At 47.3% G+C, this 17,690-nt stretch carries 18 protein-coding genes and 8 tRNA genes; 23 read left to right on the top strand and 3 right to left on the bottom strand.

Features of this window, described 5'->3' with window-relative positions; all coding sequences use genetic code 11:
- Positions 1 to 149 precede the first annotated feature (149 nt).
- The 8 genes from AC58QC_RS20205 (at position 150) to AC58QC_RS20170 (ending at position 953) form a co-directional block, all read left to right on the top strand.
- Positions 150 to 241 (top strand) — tRNA-Ser (locus AC58QC_RS20205).
- A gap of 27 nt (positions 242 to 268) precedes the next feature.
- Positions 269 to 345 (top strand) — tRNA-Met (locus AC58QC_RS20200).
- 19 nt (positions 346 to 364) lie between these two features.
- Positions 365 to 440, top strand: a tRNA-Val gene (locus AC58QC_RS20195).
- 7 nt (positions 441 to 447) lie between these two features.
- Positions 448 to 523: transfer RNA gene (locus tag AC58QC_RS20190), tRNA-Thr, on the top strand.
- A gap of 27 nt (positions 524 to 550) precedes the next feature.
- A tRNA-Asp gene (locus tag AC58QC_RS20185) sits at positions 551 to 627 on the top strand.
- Between the two features lie 44 nt (positions 628 to 671).
- Positions 672 to 744 (top strand) — tRNA-Phe (locus AC58QC_RS20180).
- A gap of 44 nt (positions 745 to 788) precedes the next feature.
- Positions 789 to 870 (top strand) — tRNA-Tyr (locus tag AC58QC_RS20175).
- Positions 871 to 880: 10 nt separating this feature from the next.
- Positions 881 to 953: transfer RNA gene (locus AC58QC_RS20170), tRNA-Lys, on the top strand.
- 95 nt (positions 954 to 1,048) lie between these two features.
- Here AC58QC_RS20170 and AC58QC_RS20165 read toward each other — a convergent pair.
- Genes AC58QC_RS20165 through AC58QC_RS20155 form a run of 3 tightly spaced genes read right to left on the bottom strand, consistent with a single transcriptional unit; the run spans position 1,049 to position 3,555 of the window.
- Complete coding sequence (locus AC58QC_RS20165; protein ID WP_497416877.1) at positions 1,049 to 1,348, bottom strand: MTH1187 family thiamine-binding protein; 300 nt, start codon at positions 1,346 to 1,348, stop codon at positions 1,049 to 1,051.
- Between the two features lie 51 nt (positions 1,349 to 1,399).
- The gene (locus AC58QC_RS20160) at positions 1,400 to 2,962 is read right to left on the bottom strand and encodes a GMC family oxidoreductase (RefSeq protein WP_497416876.1); all 1,563 of its coding nucleotides are present in this window, start codon (positions 2,960 to 2,962) and stop codon (positions 1,400 to 1,402) included.
- Positions 2,959 to 3,555 carry a gluconate 2-dehydrogenase subunit 3 family protein gene (locus AC58QC_RS20155; protein ID WP_497416875.1) on the bottom strand — a complete coding sequence of 199 codons (597 nt, stop codon included), beginning with the start codon at positions 3,553 to 3,555 and terminating at the stop codon, positions 2,959 to 2,961. Before AC58QC_RS20155 ends, AC58QC_RS20160 begins: the two co-directional genes overlap by 4 nt.
- A gap of 292 nt (positions 3,556 to 3,847) precedes the next feature.
- Here AC58QC_RS20155 and AC58QC_RS20150 point away from each other — a divergent pair, with 292 nt between their 5' ends.
- From AC58QC_RS20150 to hisIE, 15 genes are all read left to right on the top strand, one after another.
- Positions 3,848 to 4,699 carry an NlpC/P60 family protein gene (locus AC58QC_RS20150; protein ID WP_497416874.1) on the top strand — a complete coding sequence of 284 codons (852 nt, stop codon included), beginning with the start codon at positions 3,848 to 3,850 and terminating at the stop codon, positions 4,697 to 4,699.
- A 132-nt stretch (positions 4,700 to 4,831) separates the two neighbouring features.
- The gene (locus AC58QC_RS20145; protein ID WP_497416873.1) at positions 4,832 to 5,947 is read left to right on the top strand and encodes a PucR family transcriptional regulator; all 1,116 of its coding nucleotides are present in this window, start codon (positions 4,832 to 4,834) and stop codon (positions 5,945 to 5,947) included.
- Positions 5,948 to 6,059: 112 nt separating this feature from the next.
- On the top strand, positions 6,060 to 7,190 hold the full coding sequence (locus tag AC58QC_RS20140; protein ID WP_497246621.1) for an ABC transporter ATP-binding protein: 1,131 nt from the start codon (positions 6,060 to 6,062) through the stop codon (positions 7,188 to 7,190).
- Between the two features lie 157 nt (positions 7,191 to 7,347).
- Positions 7,348 to 8,289 carry an HPr(Ser) kinase/phosphatase gene (gene hprK / locus AC58QC_RS20135; protein WP_477593196.1) on the top strand — a complete coding sequence of 314 codons (942 nt, stop codon included), beginning with the start codon at positions 7,348 to 7,350 and terminating at the stop codon, positions 8,287 to 8,289.
- A gap of 37 nt (positions 8,290 to 8,326) precedes the next feature.
- Positions 8,327 to 9,301 (top strand): prolipoprotein diacylglyceryl transferase, encoded by a 975-nt coding sequence (lgt, locus tag AC58QC_RS20130; protein ID WP_497416872.1) that lies wholly within the window; start codon positions 8,327 to 8,329, stop codon positions 9,299 to 9,301.
- Complete coding sequence (gene ppaX, locus AC58QC_RS20125) at positions 9,279 to 9,938, top strand: pyrophosphatase PpaX (protein ID WP_497416871.1); 660 nt, start codon at positions 9,279 to 9,281, stop codon at positions 9,936 to 9,938. Before lgt ends, ppaX begins: the two co-directional genes overlap by 23 nt.
- On the top strand, positions 9,935 to 10,423 hold the full coding sequence (locus tag AC58QC_RS20120; protein ID WP_497416870.1) for an acyltransferase: 489 nt from the start codon (positions 9,935 to 9,937) through the stop codon (positions 10,421 to 10,423). The genes ppaX and AC58QC_RS20120 overlap by 4 nt, the downstream gene beginning before the upstream one ends.
- A 163-nt stretch (positions 10,424 to 10,586) precedes the next feature.
- The gene (locus tag AC58QC_RS20115; RefSeq protein WP_497416869.1) at positions 10,587 to 11,534 is read left to right on the top strand and encodes a peptidoglycan-binding domain-containing protein; all 948 of its coding nucleotides are present in this window, start codon (positions 10,587 to 10,589) and stop codon (positions 11,532 to 11,534) included.
- A gap of 307 nt (positions 11,535 to 11,841) precedes the next feature.
- Positions 11,842 to 13,017, top strand: a complete 1,176-nt coding sequence (locus AC58QC_RS20110; protein WP_497416868.1) for an ATP phosphoribosyltransferase regulatory subunit — start codon at positions 11,842 to 11,844, stop codon at positions 13,015 to 13,017.
- Between the two features lie 41 nt (positions 13,018 to 13,058).
- A complete protein-coding gene (hisG, locus tag AC58QC_RS20105) occupies positions 13,059 to 13,694 on the top strand; it encodes an ATP phosphoribosyltransferase (RefSeq protein ID WP_497271829.1) in 636 nt (211 codons plus the stop codon).
- 39 nt (positions 13,695 to 13,733) lie between these two features.
- On the top strand, positions 13,734 to 15,020 hold the full coding sequence (hisD, locus tag AC58QC_RS20100) for a histidinol dehydrogenase (protein ID WP_497416867.1): 1,287 nt from the start codon (positions 13,734 to 13,736) through the stop codon (positions 15,018 to 15,020).
- The gene (gene hisB / locus AC58QC_RS20095) at positions 15,021 to 15,629 is read left to right on the top strand and encodes an imidazoleglycerol-phosphate dehydratase HisB (RefSeq protein WP_497416866.1); all 609 of its coding nucleotides are present in this window, start codon (positions 15,021 to 15,023) and stop codon (positions 15,627 to 15,629) included.
- A 2-nt stretch (positions 15,630 to 15,631) separates the two neighbouring features.
- Complete coding sequence (gene hisH / locus AC58QC_RS20090) at positions 15,632 to 16,237, top strand: imidazole glycerol phosphate synthase subunit HisH (protein ID WP_497416865.1); 606 nt, start codon at positions 15,632 to 15,634, stop codon at positions 16,235 to 16,237.
- Positions 16,238 to 16,266: 29 nt separating this feature from the next.
- A complete protein-coding gene (hisF, locus tag AC58QC_RS20085) occupies positions 16,267 to 17,025 on the top strand; it encodes an imidazole glycerol phosphate synthase subunit HisF (RefSeq protein WP_497416864.1) in 759 nt (252 codons plus the stop codon).
- Entirely contained in the window at positions 17,022 to 17,678 is a 657-nt protein-coding gene (gene hisIE / locus AC58QC_RS20080; protein ID WP_497416863.1) for a bifunctional phosphoribosyl-AMP cyclohydrolase/phosphoribosyl-ATP diphosphatase HisIE, read from the top strand. Before hisF ends, hisIE begins: the two co-directional genes overlap by 4 nt.
- Positions 17,679 to 17,690 lie beyond the last annotated feature (12 nt).

Here is a 17,690-nt window from a genome sequence, read left to right as displayed (position 1 = left end):
ATAGGTTCGAGGTGGAAGTGCGGCAACGTATGCAGCTGACGAATACTAATCGGTCGAGGGCTTAACCAAAATTCCTAAGTAATCTAACTTTACGTGAGTTTCGTATCTAGTTTTCAGGGAATACTATTCCTGAATCGTATATATATCTTGGAGAGATACCCAAGTGGCTATAAGGGGACCCTCTGCTAAGGGGTTAGACTGCGTAAGTGGTGCGAGGGTTCGAATCCCTCTCTCTCCGCCAGTTCCAAATATATATACACTTTTATGTGGCGGCGTAGCTCAGCTGGCTAGAGCGTACGGTTCATACCCGTAAGGTCGGGGGTTCGAGCCCCTCTGCCGCTACCATAAAACCAAAACACCAGATGGAGGCTTAGCTCAGCTGGGAGAGCATCTGCCTTACAAGCAGAGGGTCGGCGGTTCGATCCCGTCAGCCTCCACCATCTTTATGCCGTTGTAGCTCAACTGGTAGAGCAACTGACTTGTAATCAGTAGGTTGGGGGTTCAAGTCCTCTCGACGGCACCATTTTTATGGTAAACTTTTTTGTAGCATGGAGCTGTGGTGTAGTGGCCTAACATGCCTGCCTGTCACGCAGGAGACCGCGGGTTCGAATCCCGTCAGCTCCGCCATTTCTTATTTCAATTAATGTTGGACATGCTATAAATAATCTTTTGGCTTTGTAGCTCAGTCGGTAGAGCAGAGGACTGAAAATCCTCGTGTCGGCGGTTCGATTCCGTCCAAAGCCATTGAGATGGTTGTATTGCTTAAGCAATACGGGTATCTCGTATCTGGAGGCTTAGTGAAGTGGCTAAACACGGCAGACTGTAAATCTGCTCTCTTCGAGTTCGGTGGTTCGAATCCATCAGCCTCCATTTTCCCTACGAGTCATTAGCTCAGTTGGTAGAGCACCTGACTTTTAATCAGGGTGTCGTAGGTTCGAATCCTACATGACTCACTTTTATAAACAAACATACAAGACCGTAAGGTCTTTTTTTGTTTCCATTATATAGAGAAAAAGCATCCTGCAATAGGATGCTTTTTTTTTGCTGTTCAGAGCTTGTCTGCGACAGACTGCATTTTCTGTTCCATAGAGGCGGGTTTGTCGCGGCGATCATCGATTTTGATGGAAGTGGAGACACGCGCAGCTCCATGTAAGAAGGGCACCTCGTGGACGGCACGTATAACCTCGAATAAGCGATCTAAGGGGCCTTCCAGAATGGTGCCCATAGGTGTCATTTGAAAGCGGATATCGGGATGTCGTTCCAATTCTTTATGAAGATCAGCTACATAACCGCTGAGGCTTGTTGTGGCTGTACCGATAGGGATGATAGTAAATTCTGCAATGGCCATGGGATTATCACAGGCTCCTTCCTTTAATAGGCTTTCTGTTAAGAATAACAATCAGGAGCTTGCAAGGTCAATGATGTAATCGGCTGTTCGCGCTGCTAGTGCCATGATGGTATGCGTAGGGTTGCCTCCACTGGAGGTGACAAATAAGCTAGCATCGCATATGAACAAGTTCGGTATGTCATGACTTTGACCATACGAGTTAACTACGGATGTTGATGGATTGTTCCCCATCCGGCAACCACCCATTAGATGTTGTGTATCGGGAACAACATAGGAGATCTCTCCACCGGCTGCGCGGAGAATCAATTTCATATTTTCAACGGCATGATCAAGAAGCTTGAGATCGTTGTCACAATAATTGAAGGTTAGGGAAGCCATAGGCATGCCATATTCATCTTTTTCATCCGAAAGTGCTATGTAATTGTTCCAAGCTGGGAGCACTTCTCCTACCATTTTGAGACGGCCATAGAAGTTGTAATCCTGCATAGCTTGTCTAAATGACGCCCCCCACAAAGGGGCTTCAGTAGCTTTACGGATGCCTTCCGCCATCTCGATTGGCCTTGAACCGTGAGCGTGTAAGGTATAGCCGCGTACAAAGCCTCTGCGTGGATCTGTTTCATAGAAATCTTGTGTGGATGCCAGCACGGGTGTTCCTTTGTACAAACGAACTTCCTCTTCGAACTTGGCGTAAACGTCGTTGCTGCTATGCGTCATAATCGCTCTGCCTACCCAACCGCTGGAATTGGCTAATCCATCAGGGAACTGAGGTGTGGCCGAGTGAAGCAGAAGACGAGTTGTTTCTACAACATGTGAACAAAGAATAACTGTTTTGGCCCGTTGACGATAAGTGGTGCCTTCATGGACGAAGAGAACCCCGCAAGCATGTCCAAAGTCATTAACTTCGATTTGAGTGACTCTGCACTCCGGAAGAATTTCTGCGCCTGCCTGAGCCGCCTGAGGAATGTGCACGATCAAAGTACTAAATTTCGCATTAGGCATACAACCTTGCAGGCAGAAACCCCGGTTTGTGCAGGCGGAACGCCCGTCTAACGGTGTAGAAAGGATAGCTAGTGGTGTAGGAGCAGATTGAATACCTAGGGATCTGCAACCTTTGTGAAATAACTGAGCATTGGGGCTAAAGGATGCTATCTCTGGAAAGGGATAGGGACCCTGAAAGTTTCCCCAAGGGAAATGCTTAGGGCCGGATACGGAGATTTCTTTTTCAATTCTCGTGTAGTAGGTCTCCAAGTCCTTGTAATGAATGGGCCAATCTTCCCCAACGCCATCTATAGATTTTGTTTTGAAATCAGATTCATGAAATCGCAGGAAAACGCCAGTAAAATTCTGGGTGCCACCGCCAATGCCTTTTCCCGATTGATGCTTTCCGGTGACGAATGGCTGGGCAGCATCAACAAGGCGTGTATCCTCCCAAGCTAAGCGCTTCATACTCAACTCATCACTCGCGAAATCCTTCTCAGGATCACGCCAAGGTCCTGCATCAATGACGACCACTCCGAGCCCTGCTTCGCTAAGCTCTTTAGCTAGAACCCCTCCTGCAGCACCTGCACCTACGATGACAATGTCCACCGATTCATCTTCATAGCGCCATTTCATGATCGTTTCGCAGCCTCCCAGGACTCTAATTGACTAGGAGTGTTAAGCGTATATCCGAGAGGATAGGCAGGTCCTCCAAAACCAATTTCAGACCACACCAAAGGATGTGCGTAGTAAGCTTCTACACTAAGCTGAAGGAGTTTTTGAAATAAGGCTTTTGGAGGAATACCCTCCCAATTCTTCGTCGTTGGATAGCTGTTATCACTGATTTGGAGCATAATGTTCCGTTGATTCGCTTCATCTAATTGGAAGAAAGGCTGACTATTGGCGAACCAGCCCGTTTCATCGATCGCTTTCAGTCCCTGGCGTAAAAGCATTCGAAGCGGAGGCGTGCCTACCTTCCGTTGGCCTTCACCTTTATTTTCTGATAGTACTTGATCAATATGGTTAATGATGTATTGAATGATTTCCCCGCGATGATCGTCCATAAGCAGTGAACACCAAGCCCGTAGCGTTTCCGCCTCAACGAATGTTAAATATCCGTAAGCATGTTCACGAATGATCCGAGCGTTCACAATGGATCTGGTGTGAGCATCCCAATTCTTGCTTTCTTCCATGACATCGTAGGTTGGATAATGATTATGATCTTTCATGCTTGTCACCTCCATAGTTAACTAGAATACAACCCCAAAAGTGCTACTACAATTATTTCCAAATCTATGAAGAATATGAGGGTGGCAGTTATGAAGTTGTATTTTTCCAATGGATTTAATAGATAAGGGTCCAATCTAAAGAAGGAATTGGCATCATTACCAATGTCATGGATGATAGGAAATATTTTAGGAATGAAAGTCTTTTCATTACCATGGTAATCTTGTTCTAGTAACTGAGAAGTTTTCCATTTTACCCAATTCACCTAAGAGAGCACTTACAGGAGGAAATACCATGATAAAGAGTCTTGCACACCGCACATTAGGAATTACAGCTGCGATTACGATCGCATTATCAGCGACAACTGCCGTTTCCGCCTATGCCGCAAATGATGATATGGATGCCGTTTCTTTGGCTAAAAAAATGGTCGGCGTTGATTACTCCAAAAGTGATGAAACACCATCTGCAGGGTTTGATTCGTCTGGATTGATCTACTACGTCTATGAAACATTAAATTACAATGTGCCAAGAACATTAATCGGGCAATTCAACATGAAATCAACGAAAATTACGAAAATAGATAAAGCAGAGCCAGGTGACGTCTTGTTCTTTGGTAGTGGCTCCAAGCCAACGTTTGCTGGGATCTATGTGGGCCAAGGGAAAATGGTCATGGCATCCCAGAGCAAAGACGAAGTCGTCACCCGTAATGTAAGTGAGCTGAAAGGGAGTTTTATTGGCGGAAGAAGCGTTCTTTCATCAAAGGATCGTTTGAAAGCCGAGTTAATCCTAACTGCTCAAAAATATCTGGGTACTCCTTATGTTTTTGGTGCAAAGTACGGTCAAACGAAGACGATGGATTGTTCTTCTTTTACGAAAACAGTGTTTGCTGAATATGGGATTACACTGCCGCGCGTTTCACGTGATCAAGCCAAGGAAGGAACATTCGTTAGCAAAAGCAATTTGCAGACCGGAGACTTGGTTTTCTTCACAACGCCAGCTTCCGGTAAGAACATTGGACATGTCGGTATCTATGTTGGTGACGGCATGATGATTCATACGTATGGTGAAGGTGGTGTCAAATTCACCTCGATCAATAAAGAATGGTGGGCTGATCACTACGTGACGGCTCGCCGCGTAATCAAATAGAACCTCATCAAAGTGGACCCTCTTGTCAATTATGACTGGAGGGTTCCTTACCATTCACAGGAGTGGGCATACATATGGTACAATAGAGAGAAAAATATAGAAGATGCTATAGGCAATAAGGAGTGAAGGCAGATGATTTGGGAGCATGTCAAGGAGCGATTGGAAGCGGTTTTACAGTCGCCGGTACAGATAAGCCTGATACCTGAGTCCGAATGGCACCAGCTTGTGGAGGATCAGGGAGAGCGTCAGGAAGGATTCAGTCGAAGTGTTAACCGAGGCCAGGAGGTTCTTTTCTTTGTTTCTCAAGAACATAGAGAGGTTCGTGTTCTACAAGTGGGTGTGAGTAAGCTGTCTGTATCTGAACGCAAGCTAATCGAACTCACGATTGAATCCAAACAAACATTGGAGAAGAAGCAATTCGGCTCTTATCTATCGGAAGATGAAAGAAAGTCGAATCAATTAAGAGAGTGGCTCCTTCTGCAAATGGAACGTGGCACGAGTCATGCTGAGCTGCCTGATGCGCTTGCTTCGCAATCATCGTTGTATTCAACTAAAATTCCGCTATTACTGTATGGAGACTATCCTCAAAATCAACGTGTTTCTTACACGGAGCTTAAGAAGCTGTTGGAATCGTTTTTCGAAGCGGAGATTATTCTTATTCCTTTGCTAGAGAAGGAGTGGCTGATCTTAGCGCCGGAAGTCCTTATTACCAGCGGTAGTGAGGAACGTGATGGAGACGAGGAAGAAAGTGTTGAGCAGACGCTCGATGCGCTAGGCTCAGGCTTGTATGAAATGCTGGCGAATGAATGGGTTGGCGAATGTCACTTAGCCATTGATTTCCCAGTGAAGCCTGCGAAGTCTATGTTCGCCACTGTGCTCAAATTGCGTGAGACTATCATGTTGGGCCGCTCCTTCCACGTAGGCAGCTTTATTCATCTGCGCTGGGAGCTTCGTCTTGAAAAGTTGCTGCATCTCATTGAGGAAGAGGAGAAAACCGAATTCCTCGAGCAGGTGCTCCGCGGCACGGATCATGTGCTGGATAGCGAGACGGTAACGACGCTGGAGCATTTCTTTACACTAGACTGTAACGTCAGTGAAACGGCGAAGAAGCTATATATTCATCGAAATACATTGCTATATCGGTTGGACAAGTTCAAAAACGAGACTGGACTGGATGTTAGAACGTTTAATCATGCGGTTTTGGTACGTTTGGCCTTGCTATTGTACAAAGTAACGAAAAGAAAGTGATTTTTTTGTAGGGATTGTGCATAGTCAGTCCGCCATTCGTAGGGTAAGATGTGTATATAGAAATGTTGATAAATAAAGCATTTGAACGATAAATTGTAGGGGGAATGAAATCATGGCAGGCGTACGTTTAAATCATATCGTTAAAAGATATTCTGGTGCAGAAGAATCAACAGTTAAAGATTTCCATCTTGAAGTTGCTGACAAAGAGTTCGTAGTTCTAGTTGGTGCATCCGGTTGCGGAAAATCCACAACTCTTCGTATGATCGCAGGCTTAGAGGAAATCACTGAAGGTGAACTTTACATCGGAGACCGCCTTGTAAATGACGTAGCTCCAAAAGATCGCGATATCGCGATGGTATTCCAATCCTACGCTCTTTATCCGCATATGACAGTTTATCAAAACATGGCATTCGGATTGAAACTTCGTAAATTCAAAAAAGCTGATATCGATGCTCGCGTTCGCGAAGCAGCGAAAATTCTAGATATCGTTCACTTGCTTGATCGTAAGCCAAAAGCACTTTCCGGTGGACAACGTCAACGTGTTGCCTTGGGTCGTGCGATTGTTCGTGAGCCACAAGTATTCTTAATGGATGAGCCGCTTTCCAACTTGGATGCGAAACTTCGTGTACAAATGCGTGCGGAAATCACAAAGCTTACAAAACGTCTTGGTGTTACAACAATCTACGTAACGCATGACCAAATCGAAGCTATGACAATGGGCGATCGTATCGTTGTTATGGATAAAGGTATTATTCAACAAGCTGCTACACCAGAAGAAATCTACAACTTCCCAGTGAACATGTTCGTTGCAGGCTTCATTGGTTCCCCATCCATGAACTTCATGTCCGGAACTTTGACATCCGAAGGCGGCGGCGTATTCTTCAAAGCGGGTACTGTTAATGTAGAAGTTCCAGCTGGTAAAGCACAAGTTCTGAAAGACAAAGGATTTGTTGGCAAAGAAGTGATTCTGGGAGTTCGTCCAGAAGATATTCACGAAGAGCCAGTATTCTTGGAAGCTTCCCCGAACACAGTATTCAACGTTAACGTTGAATTGACTGAGAACTTGGGTCACGAAATGTACTTGTACTTGAACGGTATCGGCGCAAACACAGTAATCGCTCGTGTTGACGGTCGTTCCGGAATCAAAGAAGGTACAAACGTTAAATTGGCACTAGACATGAACAAAGTTCATTTCTTCGATAAAGAAACAACACTATCCATTTTGGTTAATCCAAACCTATAGGATTGTACTGAAAGGCCAGCCGTTATCGGCTGGTCTTTTTGTATATGAACACAGTAGTTGATTTCAACTAGGTATTCTATTACGATGAAACTATTGGAAGCCTGCGTACAACATAACAAGCACATGGTACATAAGCAAATTTGAAGGAGTTACGACAATGGCCAAAAAAGTAAAGGTTTCCGAAATGATGGAACAGCTACATATGGAAGTGTTAGCAGGTGAGGGTGGGCTGAAGCGTCCGATCACAACGGGCGATTTGTATCGTCCTGGTCTGGAGATGGCTGGATATTTCAACTACCATCCCAAAGAGCGTATTCAGATGCTGGGTAAAACAGAAATTACGTTTATCGAAATGTTGACGACAGGTGTTCGGAGAAATCGGGTTGAGCAGCTATGTGCTCCAGAGGAAACACCATGTATTATTGTAACTCGTGGACTGGAAGTTCCCGTTGAATTGCTGGAAGAGGCGACAAAGCGTGATTTGCCGGTGCTTAGAACACAGTTATCTACAACGATTTTTGCAAGTCGGTTAACAGGCTTTCTCGAAAATAAGCTTGCACCTAGCACAACCATTCATGGTGTACTTGTCGACGTGTATGGGGTAGGTATGTTGATTACTGGAAGCAGTGGGATCGGGAAAAGTGAAACCGCGCTAGAGCTAGTAAAAAGGGGTCACCGACTCATTGCGGATGACGCAGTAGAAATCAGACAAAACGGCGATAAAGTACTGACGGGAAATGCGCCGGAGTTGATCCGCCATTTGCTTGAAATTCGCGGTGTAGGCATCATTAATGTCATGACATTATTCGGTGCGGGAGCGATTCGTAATGTGAAGAAAATTTCGGTTGTTGTTAAATTGGAAAATTGGCAGCAAGAAAAGCAATATGATCGTTTAGGCTTGGATGAGGAGCTAACGCGGATCATCGACACCGATTTGCCGCTCGTTACGATACCTGTACGACCAGGGCGAAACTTAGCGGTCATTGTCGAGGTGGCGGCGATGAATTATCGCTTAAAGCGAATGGGCTACAACGCGGCGCTGCAGTTTACGAATAAATTGACGGAATCGTTGAATGAAGATTTTGAGGATTTTGATTGAGAGCGATGAGTAGCTCAGAAAATGAAGGAGTGGAACTATGTTAGAAAGTATTGCGTTCTCCCTAGGGCCGATTCATGTCCGATGGTATGGCATTATTTTGGGAACAGCTGCGTTAGTGGGTTTAATGTTGGCGATCAAAGAAGGAAAGCGATTTAAAATCGTACCAGACTTCTTCATGGATTTATTGTTAATTGGGGTTCCTTCTGCCATTATTGGTGCTAGAATTTACTACGTTGCCTTCCAATGGGCTGATTATAAAGATAATTTATGGGAAGTATTCATGATATGGCACGGCGGGATTGCGATATATGGCGCACTGATCGGTGCGATTATCGGTACTTCTTTCTATATTCGGGCAAAGGGATATAACTTCTTCCGAATTGCGGATATTCTCGCACCAGGTTTGATTGTTGGACAAGCAATCGGCCGTTGGGGCAATTTCATGAATCAGGAAGCTCATGGGGGGCCGGTAGAGGAGTCGTTTCTGAGAGACAGCCTGCATTTGCCGAATTTTATCGTGAATCAAATGAATATTGAAGGCACATTCTACCACCCAGCGTTTCTGTATGAGTCGATTTGGAGCTTTGTAGGGCTGCTGCTTTTATTCTGGCTTCGCCGTAGACCGTTCTTAAGGGCAGGCGAGCTATTTCTAAGTTATTTCATCTGGTATTCCATCGGACGCTTCTTCATTGAAGGGATCCGTACAGACAGCTTGGACATCACGGGGCCAGGTTGGTTAGCCTCATTGATGAATGCGTTATGGTCACCTATGAAAGTGGTGTTTGAGCCAGGCGTGCTGACGTATGGAGGGAATATTCGGTTCTCCCAGCTGCTTGCACTGCTGATCGTCATTGCGGCCGTGGTCATGATTATCATTAGAAGGAAAAAAGGTTACGCCAACGCACGGTATGCGGACCCTATCGTATCTACGCTGGCGATTGAGAAAAACAAAGTAGTCAAAGAGGAAGAGACAGATAAAGGAGTCAATTATGATTCGAACGGTACTATTTGATTTGGATGGCACGATTGTAGATACGAATGAATTGATTGTACAATCGTTCCTGCATAGCTTGGAAGGCGAAACGCCGGAGCCTGTTAGTCGGGAGCTTATTATCCCCAATATGGGGCGTCCGTTAGTGGAGCAAATGGAGTTTTTTACAGGCAAAAAAGAAGTTGAAACGCTGATAACTAAGTATCGTACGTTCAACCTATCTAAACACGATGAGCTTGTAAAAGAATTTCCGAACGTACGTACGGTAATGGCAAAGCTTCATGAGAAGGGTATCAAGATCGGTATTGTTACTAGCAAAATCAGATTGACTACATTGATGGGTCTTAAACTTTGCGGTTTAGATTCTTATGTGAGTGCTATTGTGACGGTAGATGATGTTAAGGAACCGAAACCGAGTCCTGAGGGCATTATCGCAGCGCTGAAAGAGCTAGGAAGCTCGGCTGAAGAAGCGATGATGGTGGGCGATAGCCATTATGATATTGAGGCTGCTCAGAATGCAGGAGTTACTTCTGTCGGTGTATCCTGGTCCTGGAAGGGGCGCTCCTATTTAGAGCAGTACAACCCGGATCATATTGTCGATGATATGTTTGACCTGCTGCCGCTAATTGGGATATCTTCGGATGTGAAGGCTGATTGAGGCAGACAGAGAAATATCCAGTAGACGGCCCGAACGCGCTATGGCAAATTTACCAAACTGTAAGTAAGTGGAAGGCCATGCAAAATTTCATTTTTATTCAAATCACGCGATATTCTCCTTCTTTGCGTTTGAAAAACTGGATTTATCGTCGTGCTCTAGGAATGACGGTTGGTGAGCACTCGGCATTTGCCTTGATGGTGATGGTGGATGTTTTTTTTCCAGAGAGGATTCATGTTGGAAGCAATACGATAATTGGCTATAACACGACGATCCTGGCGCATGAGTATTTAACGAAGGAGTATCGACTTGGTGACGTATATATTGGTTCCCATGTGATGGTCGGGGCTAATACGACGATTCTGCCAGGCGTAACGATTGGTGATTATGCGATTATTGGCGCGGGCTCCGTCGTTCATAAGGATGTGGCACCCCACAGCTTTGTGGCAGGTAATCCGTTGCAGGTTATTCGTTCGGGTAGTGCATAGTATGAGCAAGGCAAATAAGATGGTCTCAACGTCATTGTGATGTTGGGTCCATTTTTTTGTTGTGTAAAGGAAACAGGATCTGAAGAAAGCGACTAATAAAAATGGCATATTGGGAATAGTAAAGACGCAGTGAAATCATAGGAAAAGGGAAGGTGTCGGTTAAGTGCAGCAATGGAATCGTAGTAAAATCGCAGACGTGAAAAAAGGTAACTTTGGAAGGTCTATAGGAAAGCGTATGGGAGTCGTAGTACTAGCTCTCATGCTGCTTTTATCCTTGCCAACAACAAGTTTGGCTGTCGGTAAAGCGGCACAGGGACCCGATGTGTATGTTATCCAAGGGATGCTGAAATCACTAGGCAGTTATTCTGGTGATATCAACGGTTACTACGATGATGCAACGGTTCAAGGTGTAAAGTATTTTCAGAAAAAGCATGGGCTGCCGGTAACAGGCGCAGTAGATAGCCGTACGCTCGAGTCGATCACCTATGGCTATATGAAGCTTAAGGGTGTCGGACAGGGTCAAGGCGGCGGTAAAGGCAAAGGTAAATGGCATGGCGGAGGTAAAGGCGGCGGTGGAGGCACCGGCGAAGGTCATGGCCAAGGCCAAGGTGGAGGCCAGGGTCAGGAAGGCGGTAAAGGCGGTGTTGGAGGCCAAGGTCAGGGTGGCGGTAAAGGTGATGGCGGAGGCAAAGGCCAAGGTGGCGGCAAGGGCACCGGTGGAGGCAAAGGCCAGGAAGGTGGTCAAGGCCAGGGTCAAGGTCAAGGACCAAGTGGCGGTCAAACACCGGCACCAAACGGTGGAGGGAAGCTAGTGCCTAATGGTGGAGCAACGCCAGCACCAAATGGAAATGGTAACGGACAAATGCCAGCACCAAATGGCAATGGTAACGGACAAACGCCAGCGCCTAATGGAAACGGCCAAAATGGACAAAAGCCTGGGCCGAATGGAACTGGCAACGGCTATGGTAATGGTAACGGGAATGGCAATGGTCAATTGCAGGTACCTAATGGAAATGGTAACGGCAACGGAAATGGGAATGGCAATGGACTAAATGGAGGTCAAGCGCCAAATGGCGGTAAAACGCCGAATGGGCAGGTAGAGGAAGACTAGTTCTGGATATTCATCCGAAGAGGGCATGCTGCCGCGACAGCATGCCTTTTTCACTTCTTCGAATAGAGTTGACGTTATATGGGTTTATATGCCATTCTTAAAACGAATTTCATTATTTATCGTGTCTAATATGTTCCTATAAATGAGGCGCCGAACAGGGCGAAGATGGATTGACGGTCCTTAGGATACGTGTTAAAATAGCCGTACATTCTTTATTTTGGTAGTATGGTAGCACGTTAACGCAATAAAGTATGTTGAAGATAAATTAATGCTAACAGATTATACTCCTACTTATTGAGGTGAGACGGTGTCGAAGCCAAAAGTATTTGAAAAGCCGTTAGGCGCGAAAGATTATTTGCCTGATGCGGTGACGAAACTCAGAAATATAGAATTCCGTGTATTGGCCTGTATGGGACGCTGGGGATACAACCAGATTATTACACCTACACTTGAATATTACGATACAGTTGGCGTTGCAAGCTCCACAGAGGATAAGAAGCTGTTTAAGCTCCTAGATCGCAAGGGGAAAACGCTCGTTCTGCGTTCTGAGCTGACAGCACCAATCGCGCGTGTAGCCTCTTCGCTTTTAAAGGAACAAGCATTTCCACTTCGTCTTTCTTATCATTCGAATGTTTTCCGTTCGATTGAAGAAGAAGCGGGCCGAGATTCAGAGTTCTATCAGACGGGCGTTGAATTGATCGGGGACGCTTCATCTGAAGCTGATGCAGAGGTCGTGGCTTTAGCGATTGCTTCACTACAGGCCGCTGGCGTAGAAAAATTTAAGATCGCACTTGGTCATGTTGGATTCCTGAACGGTTTATTCCAAGAAACACTAGACGGGCGCACAGAGGCTCAGCTTGCCTTGAAAGAGCATTTGCTCAGTCGTGATTATGTTGGGTACCGGGAAGCTATTAAGACACTATCCCTAGCGCCTGATGTTGAGCGTGAGCTAAATGGTGTGCTTAGGCTGCGTGGCGGTGACGAGATCTGCGAGCAAGCTCGAATGGTTTCTCAGCATCCAATTGCACAGGACGCTATTCGACATCTATGCGAAGTGTGGGATGTTCTGAAAGCATATGGCGTGAGTGAGCATGTTGTGATTGATTTAACGATGATTGGAGATTTCTCCTACTATACAGGCATGACATTCGAAGGGTATGCGGCTGATTTGGGCTTCCCTGTTTGCAGTGGAGGTCGTTACGATAACTTATTGAGTCAGTTTGGACGTCCAGCGCCAGCAACAGGGTTTGCGCTCAAAACGAATCGCATCCTTGAAGTAACAGGCAAGGAGCAGATGAAACAACCAGGTCGTGTTCTCATTGCCTATGATACGGAGCATCGCGAGGAAGCGTTGCAGCTGGCGAAGGCGATGAGAAGCGGGGATGAAGAGCTTGTGGTCATCACACAGCTTACAACGAATGATCAGATCAGTGATCTGGTTAGAGCGGAATATAACGAAGTAATTAGGTTGATTACGGTATAACCTCTCAGCGAGATGAGGGAAGTTTGGAGGAGGTTGGAACGGTGGATGACATTCTTAAAGTAGCGATGCCGAAAGGCCGTATCTATAAACAAGCAGCGAAAATGTTTACGCAAGCAGGATTGCCTATTCCTGAGGATTTGGAAGAAGGCCGCCGTTTAATCATCCCTGTGCCAGGGGCGAAAATGGAATTTATTTTAGCCAAGCCAGTGGATGTACCTACTTATGTGGAGTATGGCGTGGCCGATATCGGGGTTGTAGGCAAGGATGTTCTGATGGAAGAAAATCGCAATGTTTACGAATTGCTTGATCTAGGGATCGCACGGTGCCGTATGTCGGTGATTGGGCTGCCGGATTGGAAACAGGTTATCAACCCGCGTGTTGCGACTAAGTATCCGAATGTAGCCTCCCAATATTTCCGTGAGAAAGGACAGCAAGTAGAAGTGATCAAGCTGAACGGCTCCATCGAGCTGGCTCCTCTGATCGGACTAGCTGACCGCATCGTAGATATGGTGGAGACGGGTCAGACCTTGAAGGAAAATGGTCTTGTGGAACAAGAGGAAATTTTTCAAATCACGAGCCGCTTAATTGCGAATCGTGTGAGTTATCGGATGAAGAATGACTCCATCCAACGATTGTGTGATATGCTGCAGGCGGTATTGCCGACAGTGAAGCTATAGAGCGAAGTAAGTAGAACACGAATGAGAGGAAGATGAATAATGCGGATCATGCCTGCTTCCGAATTTCAGTTGAAACGTGAAGTCGAATACGGCTCACCCGAGCAAAATGAGACCGTCCGCCGCATCATCGATGAGGTGCGGAAGGACGGAGATGCCGCGCTGCGAAGCTTAGCGAAGCAGTTCGACGGCGTCGACGTCGCTGAGCTACGCGTCAGCGACGAAGAGATCCAAGCGGCGTACGCGCAGGTCGACGCGGCGTTCCTAGCGGCGCTGCGTCAAGCCGCCGCTAACATTCGTGCGTTTCATGAGAAGCAGAAACGCAACTCTTGGATGGACCTGCAGCCGGACGGAAGTCTGCTGGGCCAAATCATCCGACCGCTGAAGCGGGTCGGATTGTACGTGCCCGGAGGGAAGGCGGCGTACCCGTCCTCCGTGCTCATGAATGCCATCCCCGCTATCGTCGCGGGGGTGCCCGAGATCGCGATGGTGACGCCTCCGTCCACCGCGGGCGAAGAAGGCATCAACCCGCATATTCTCGTGGCTGCAGCCGAAGCGGGTGTGAAAGAGATCTACCGCGTAGGCGGGGCGCAGGCGATTGCCGCGCTGGCCTACGGCACAGAATCGATCGCACCGGTCGATAAAATCGTCGGGCCGGGCAACATCTACGTCGCGCTGGCGAAGCGCTTCGTGTTCGGCGTCGTCGATATCGACATGATCGCCGGACCAACGGACATTGTCGTGCTCGCTGACGAGCACGCCGATCCTGAGTACGTCGCGGCCGATCTGCTGGCGCAGGCCGAGCATGATGAGATGTCACCGTCGATACTGGTGACACCTTCCCGCGAGCTAGCCGAAGAGGTTCGGCTAGAGCTATGGCGGCAGCTGGATGTGCTGCCGAAGAAAGCCATTGCCGCCGTCTCGACAGCAACCAAAGGAGCGATACTCCTTGTGGATAGCTTGGACGAAGGCGTGGATGTCGTCAATCGCTTAGCGCCGGAGCATTGTGAGCTGCTCGTGCAGGAGCCGTTTAACCTCCTGCCGCGCATTGAAAATGCAGGTGCCATTTTCCTAGGCGCCTACAGCACAGAGCCCGTCGGCGATTATTTCGCCGGTCCGAACCATGTGCTGCCGACGAATGGCACAGCAAGGTTCTCATCGCCACTGAATGTGGACGATTTCCTCAAAAAATCAAGCGTCATTCACTATAGCAAGGAAGCGTTACTCGCGAACGGCGACATGATCATGACATTGGCTCGGAATGAAGGGCTGGAAGGCCATGCGCGTGCCGTAGAGGTTCGACTTAAAAAGGAAGGGAAGTTGACATAGATGGCGGAACAGGATCAAGTTAGAACACGTTCAGCAAGCGTAGCCCGTAAAACGAATGAAACCGATATTTCCCTCAAGTTTGAAGTGGATGGAACAGGGATTTCGGAGATCCAAACGGATGTTCCCTTCCTGAATCATATGCTAGATTTGTTCACCAAGCATGGTCACTTTAATTTGAAAGTGGATGCCAAGGGCGATATCGAAATCGATGACCATCACACGGTTGAAGACATCGGGATTTGTCTAGGTCAGACATTGCGCGAAGCGCTCGGTGACAAAAGAGGCATCAAACGCTATGCGAGTGTATTCGTCCCAATGGACGAAGCATTGGCTCAAGTGGTCATCGATATTAGCAACCGTCCGCATTTCGAGTACCGTGCAGCGTATCCAACTGCCAATGTTGGCAGCTTTGAAACACAGCTTGTGCATGAATTCCTTTGGAAGTTTGCCCTTGAAGCGCGTATCACCTTGCATGTCATCGTTCATTACGGACAGAACACGCATCACATGATTGAAGGTGTGTTTAAAGCGTTAGCTCGTGCGCTGGATGAAGCAACATCGATTGATCCTCGTGTGCAGGGGGTTCCTTCGACGAAGGGAGTGCTGTAGGCATGATCGCCATTATTGATTATGGAATGGGTAATTTACATAGCGTGAGCAAAGCGGTTGAGCGGCTTGGCTATGAAGCGATCGTCACGGGAGATCCGGAGCAAATTCTGGCAGCAGAAGGCGCAATCCTCCCTGGTGTCGGTGCGTTCGGCGATGCGATGGAGCATCTGCGCGAATCGGGTCTGAATGAGGTTGTGAAGCAGTATGCGGCGTCAGGCAAGCCCTTGATAGGCATTTGCTTAGGCATGCAGCTGTTGTTCACTAACAGTGAAGAGCACGGACAGCATGAAGGGTTAGGGCTTCTGCCTGGGTCGGTCGTGCGTTTCCGCGGAGACTATAAGGTACCGCATATGGGCTGGAATCGTCTCAGCTACAAGCAGAGTGATAGTCCTATTCTCAAAGGGATTGAAGAAGGGCATGTGTATTTCGTACACTCCTACCACGCGAAGCCGGAGCGGGAAAGCGATCTGTTGGCAGTGACGGACTACTATCAACCTGTAACAGCGATTGTAGGTCGTGATAACGTCTACGGCATGCAGTTCCACCCTGAAAAGAGCGGAGATATCGGTATGCAGTTGCTTGGTAACTTTTTGACCCTTTGTAAATAAAAATAGACAGTCTCGAGGAGGTGCTGAGCATGTTAGCCAAAAGAATTATCCCTTGTCTCGACGTCAAGGATGGCCGAGTGGTGAAAGGCGTAAATTTCGTGAATTTACGTGATGCCGGTGATCCCGTAGAGCTTGCGGCGATTTATGATAAAGAAGGTGCGGATGAGCTCGTGTTTCTCGACATTTCCGCTTCGGTTGAAGGGCGCGCGACGATGGTCGAGGTTGTCCGTCAAACCGCCGGTGAAATTACAATTCCGTTCACGGTAGGCGGCGGGATCTCTAGTGTCGATGATATGAAACGTCTCCTTCGCGCAGGCGCGGACAAAATTGGGATTAACACAGCAGCTGTGCTCAATCCTCAGCTCGTTTCTGATGGTGCACGGAAGTTCGGTTCCCAGTGTATTGTTGTGGCGATTGACGCGAAGTTCAATCCTGAGTGGGGCGAGTGGGAAGTGTTCACACATGGTGGTCGCAAATCGACGGGCATTAAGACGCTGGAATGGGCGAAACGTGTGGAAGAGCTAGGTGCAGGCGAAATCCTGCTGACGAGCATGGATGCAGACGGAACAAAGGATGGCTTTGACTTGAAGCTGACACGTGCGGTATCCGAGCTGCTGACGATTCCTGTGATTGCTTCTGGCGGAGCGGGAAAAGCAGAGCATTTCTACGATGTATTTACCGAAGGCAAGGCAGACGCAGGATTGGCAGCTACCATTTTTCACTATAAAGAGTTAACGATAGACGGGGTCAAGACGGACCTGAAAGGTAAAGGGGTTGAAATTCGATGACATTTTCAGTGGATCAAATTCAATATGATGCGCAAGGACTCGTGCCTGCGATCGTGCAGGATGCAGTAAGTAAAGAGGTTCTCATGCTTGCTTACATGAACAGCGAGTCTTTGCAGCGTACGATTCAAACGGGAGACACGTGGTTCTGGAGCCGTTCTCGTGGGGAGCTTTGGAATAAAGGGGCGACTTCTGGTCATACGCAAAAAATAAAAGCACTTCGCTACGACTGTGATGCAGATACGCTATTGGTTCTTGTGGAGCAAGTGGGACCTGCTTGTCATAACGGTACGTATACATGCTTCACGTCCAACATTGCAGTGGAAGGTTCTGTTGAAGAAGCTGCACCTGCTGTTACTGGCGGCGATCGTTTCGCTATTTTAGCTGAGCTTGAAGCCGTCATTGCTTCCCGTGACGCGGAGCGTCCTGAGGGCGCGTATACGACCTACCTTTTCGAAAAAGGGGTCGATAAAATCCTCAAAAAAGTTGGCGAAGAAACGGCAGAAGTCATTATTGCAGCTAAAAATAAAGACAATGAAGAGCTTCGTTATGAAGCGAGCGATCTTATTTTTCATTTAATGGTCCTTTTGCGTAATAATAAATTGCCATTGGATGATATTATGAAAGAGCTGGCTAATCGACACGTCAAAAAATAATGTAAACGACCT

This window comes from Paenibacillus sp. J22P51 (assembly GCF_059692215.1).
The sequence above is the reverse complement of the archived record's forward strand: the minus strand, read 5'-3'. Positions and strand labels throughout refer to the sequence as shown.

Coding starts and splice junctions, on each gene's coding strand:
- lgt (WP_497416872.1), top strand. CDS start 8,327: ATGTTAGAAAGTATTGCGTTCTCCCTAGGGCCGATTCATGTCCGATGG.
- AC58QC_RS20145 (WP_497416873.1), top strand. CDS start 4,832: ATGATTTGGGAGCATGTCAAGGAGCGATTGGAAGCGGTTTTACAGTCG.
- AC58QC_RS20165 (WP_497416877.1), bottom strand. CDS start 1,348: ATGGCCATTGCAGAATTTACTATCATCCCTATCGGTACAGCCACAACA.
- AC58QC_RS20150 (WP_497416874.1), top strand. CDS start 3,848: ATGATAAAGAGTCTTGCACACCGCACATTAGGAATTACAGCTGCGATT.
- hisB (WP_497416866.1), top strand. CDS start 15,021: ATGGCGGAACAGGATCAAGTTAGAACACGTTCAGCAAGCGTAGCCCGT.
- ppaX (WP_497416871.1), top strand. CDS start 9,279: ATGATTCGAACGGTACTATTTGATTTGGATGGCACGATTGTAGATACG.
- hisF (WP_497416864.1), top strand. CDS start 16,267: ATGTTAGCCAAAAGAATTATCCCTTGTCTCGACGTCAAGGATGGCCGA.
- hprK (WP_477593196.1), top strand. CDS start 7,348: ATGGCCAAAAAAGTAAAGGTTTCCGAAATGATGGAACAGCTACATATG.
- AC58QC_RS20140 (WP_497246621.1), top strand. CDS start 6,060: ATGGCAGGCGTACGTTTAAATCATATCGTTAAAAGATATTCTGGTGCA.
- hisH (WP_497416865.1), top strand. CDS start 15,632: ATGATCGCCATTATTGATTATGGAATGGGTAATTTACATAGCGTGAGC.
- hisIE (WP_497416863.1), top strand. CDS start 17,022: ATGACATTTTCAGTGGATCAAATTCAATATGATGCGCAAGGACTCGTG.
- AC58QC_RS20160 (WP_497416876.1), bottom strand. CDS start 2,962: ATGAAATGGCGCTATGAAGATGAATCGGTGGACATTGTCATCGTAGGT.
- hisD (WP_497416867.1), top strand. CDS start 13,734: ATGCGGATCATGCCTGCTTCCGAATTTCAGTTGAAACGTGAAGTCGAA.
- AC58QC_RS20155 (WP_497416875.1), bottom strand. CDS start 3,555: ATGAAAGATCATAATCATTATCCAACCTACGATGTCATGGAAGAAAGC.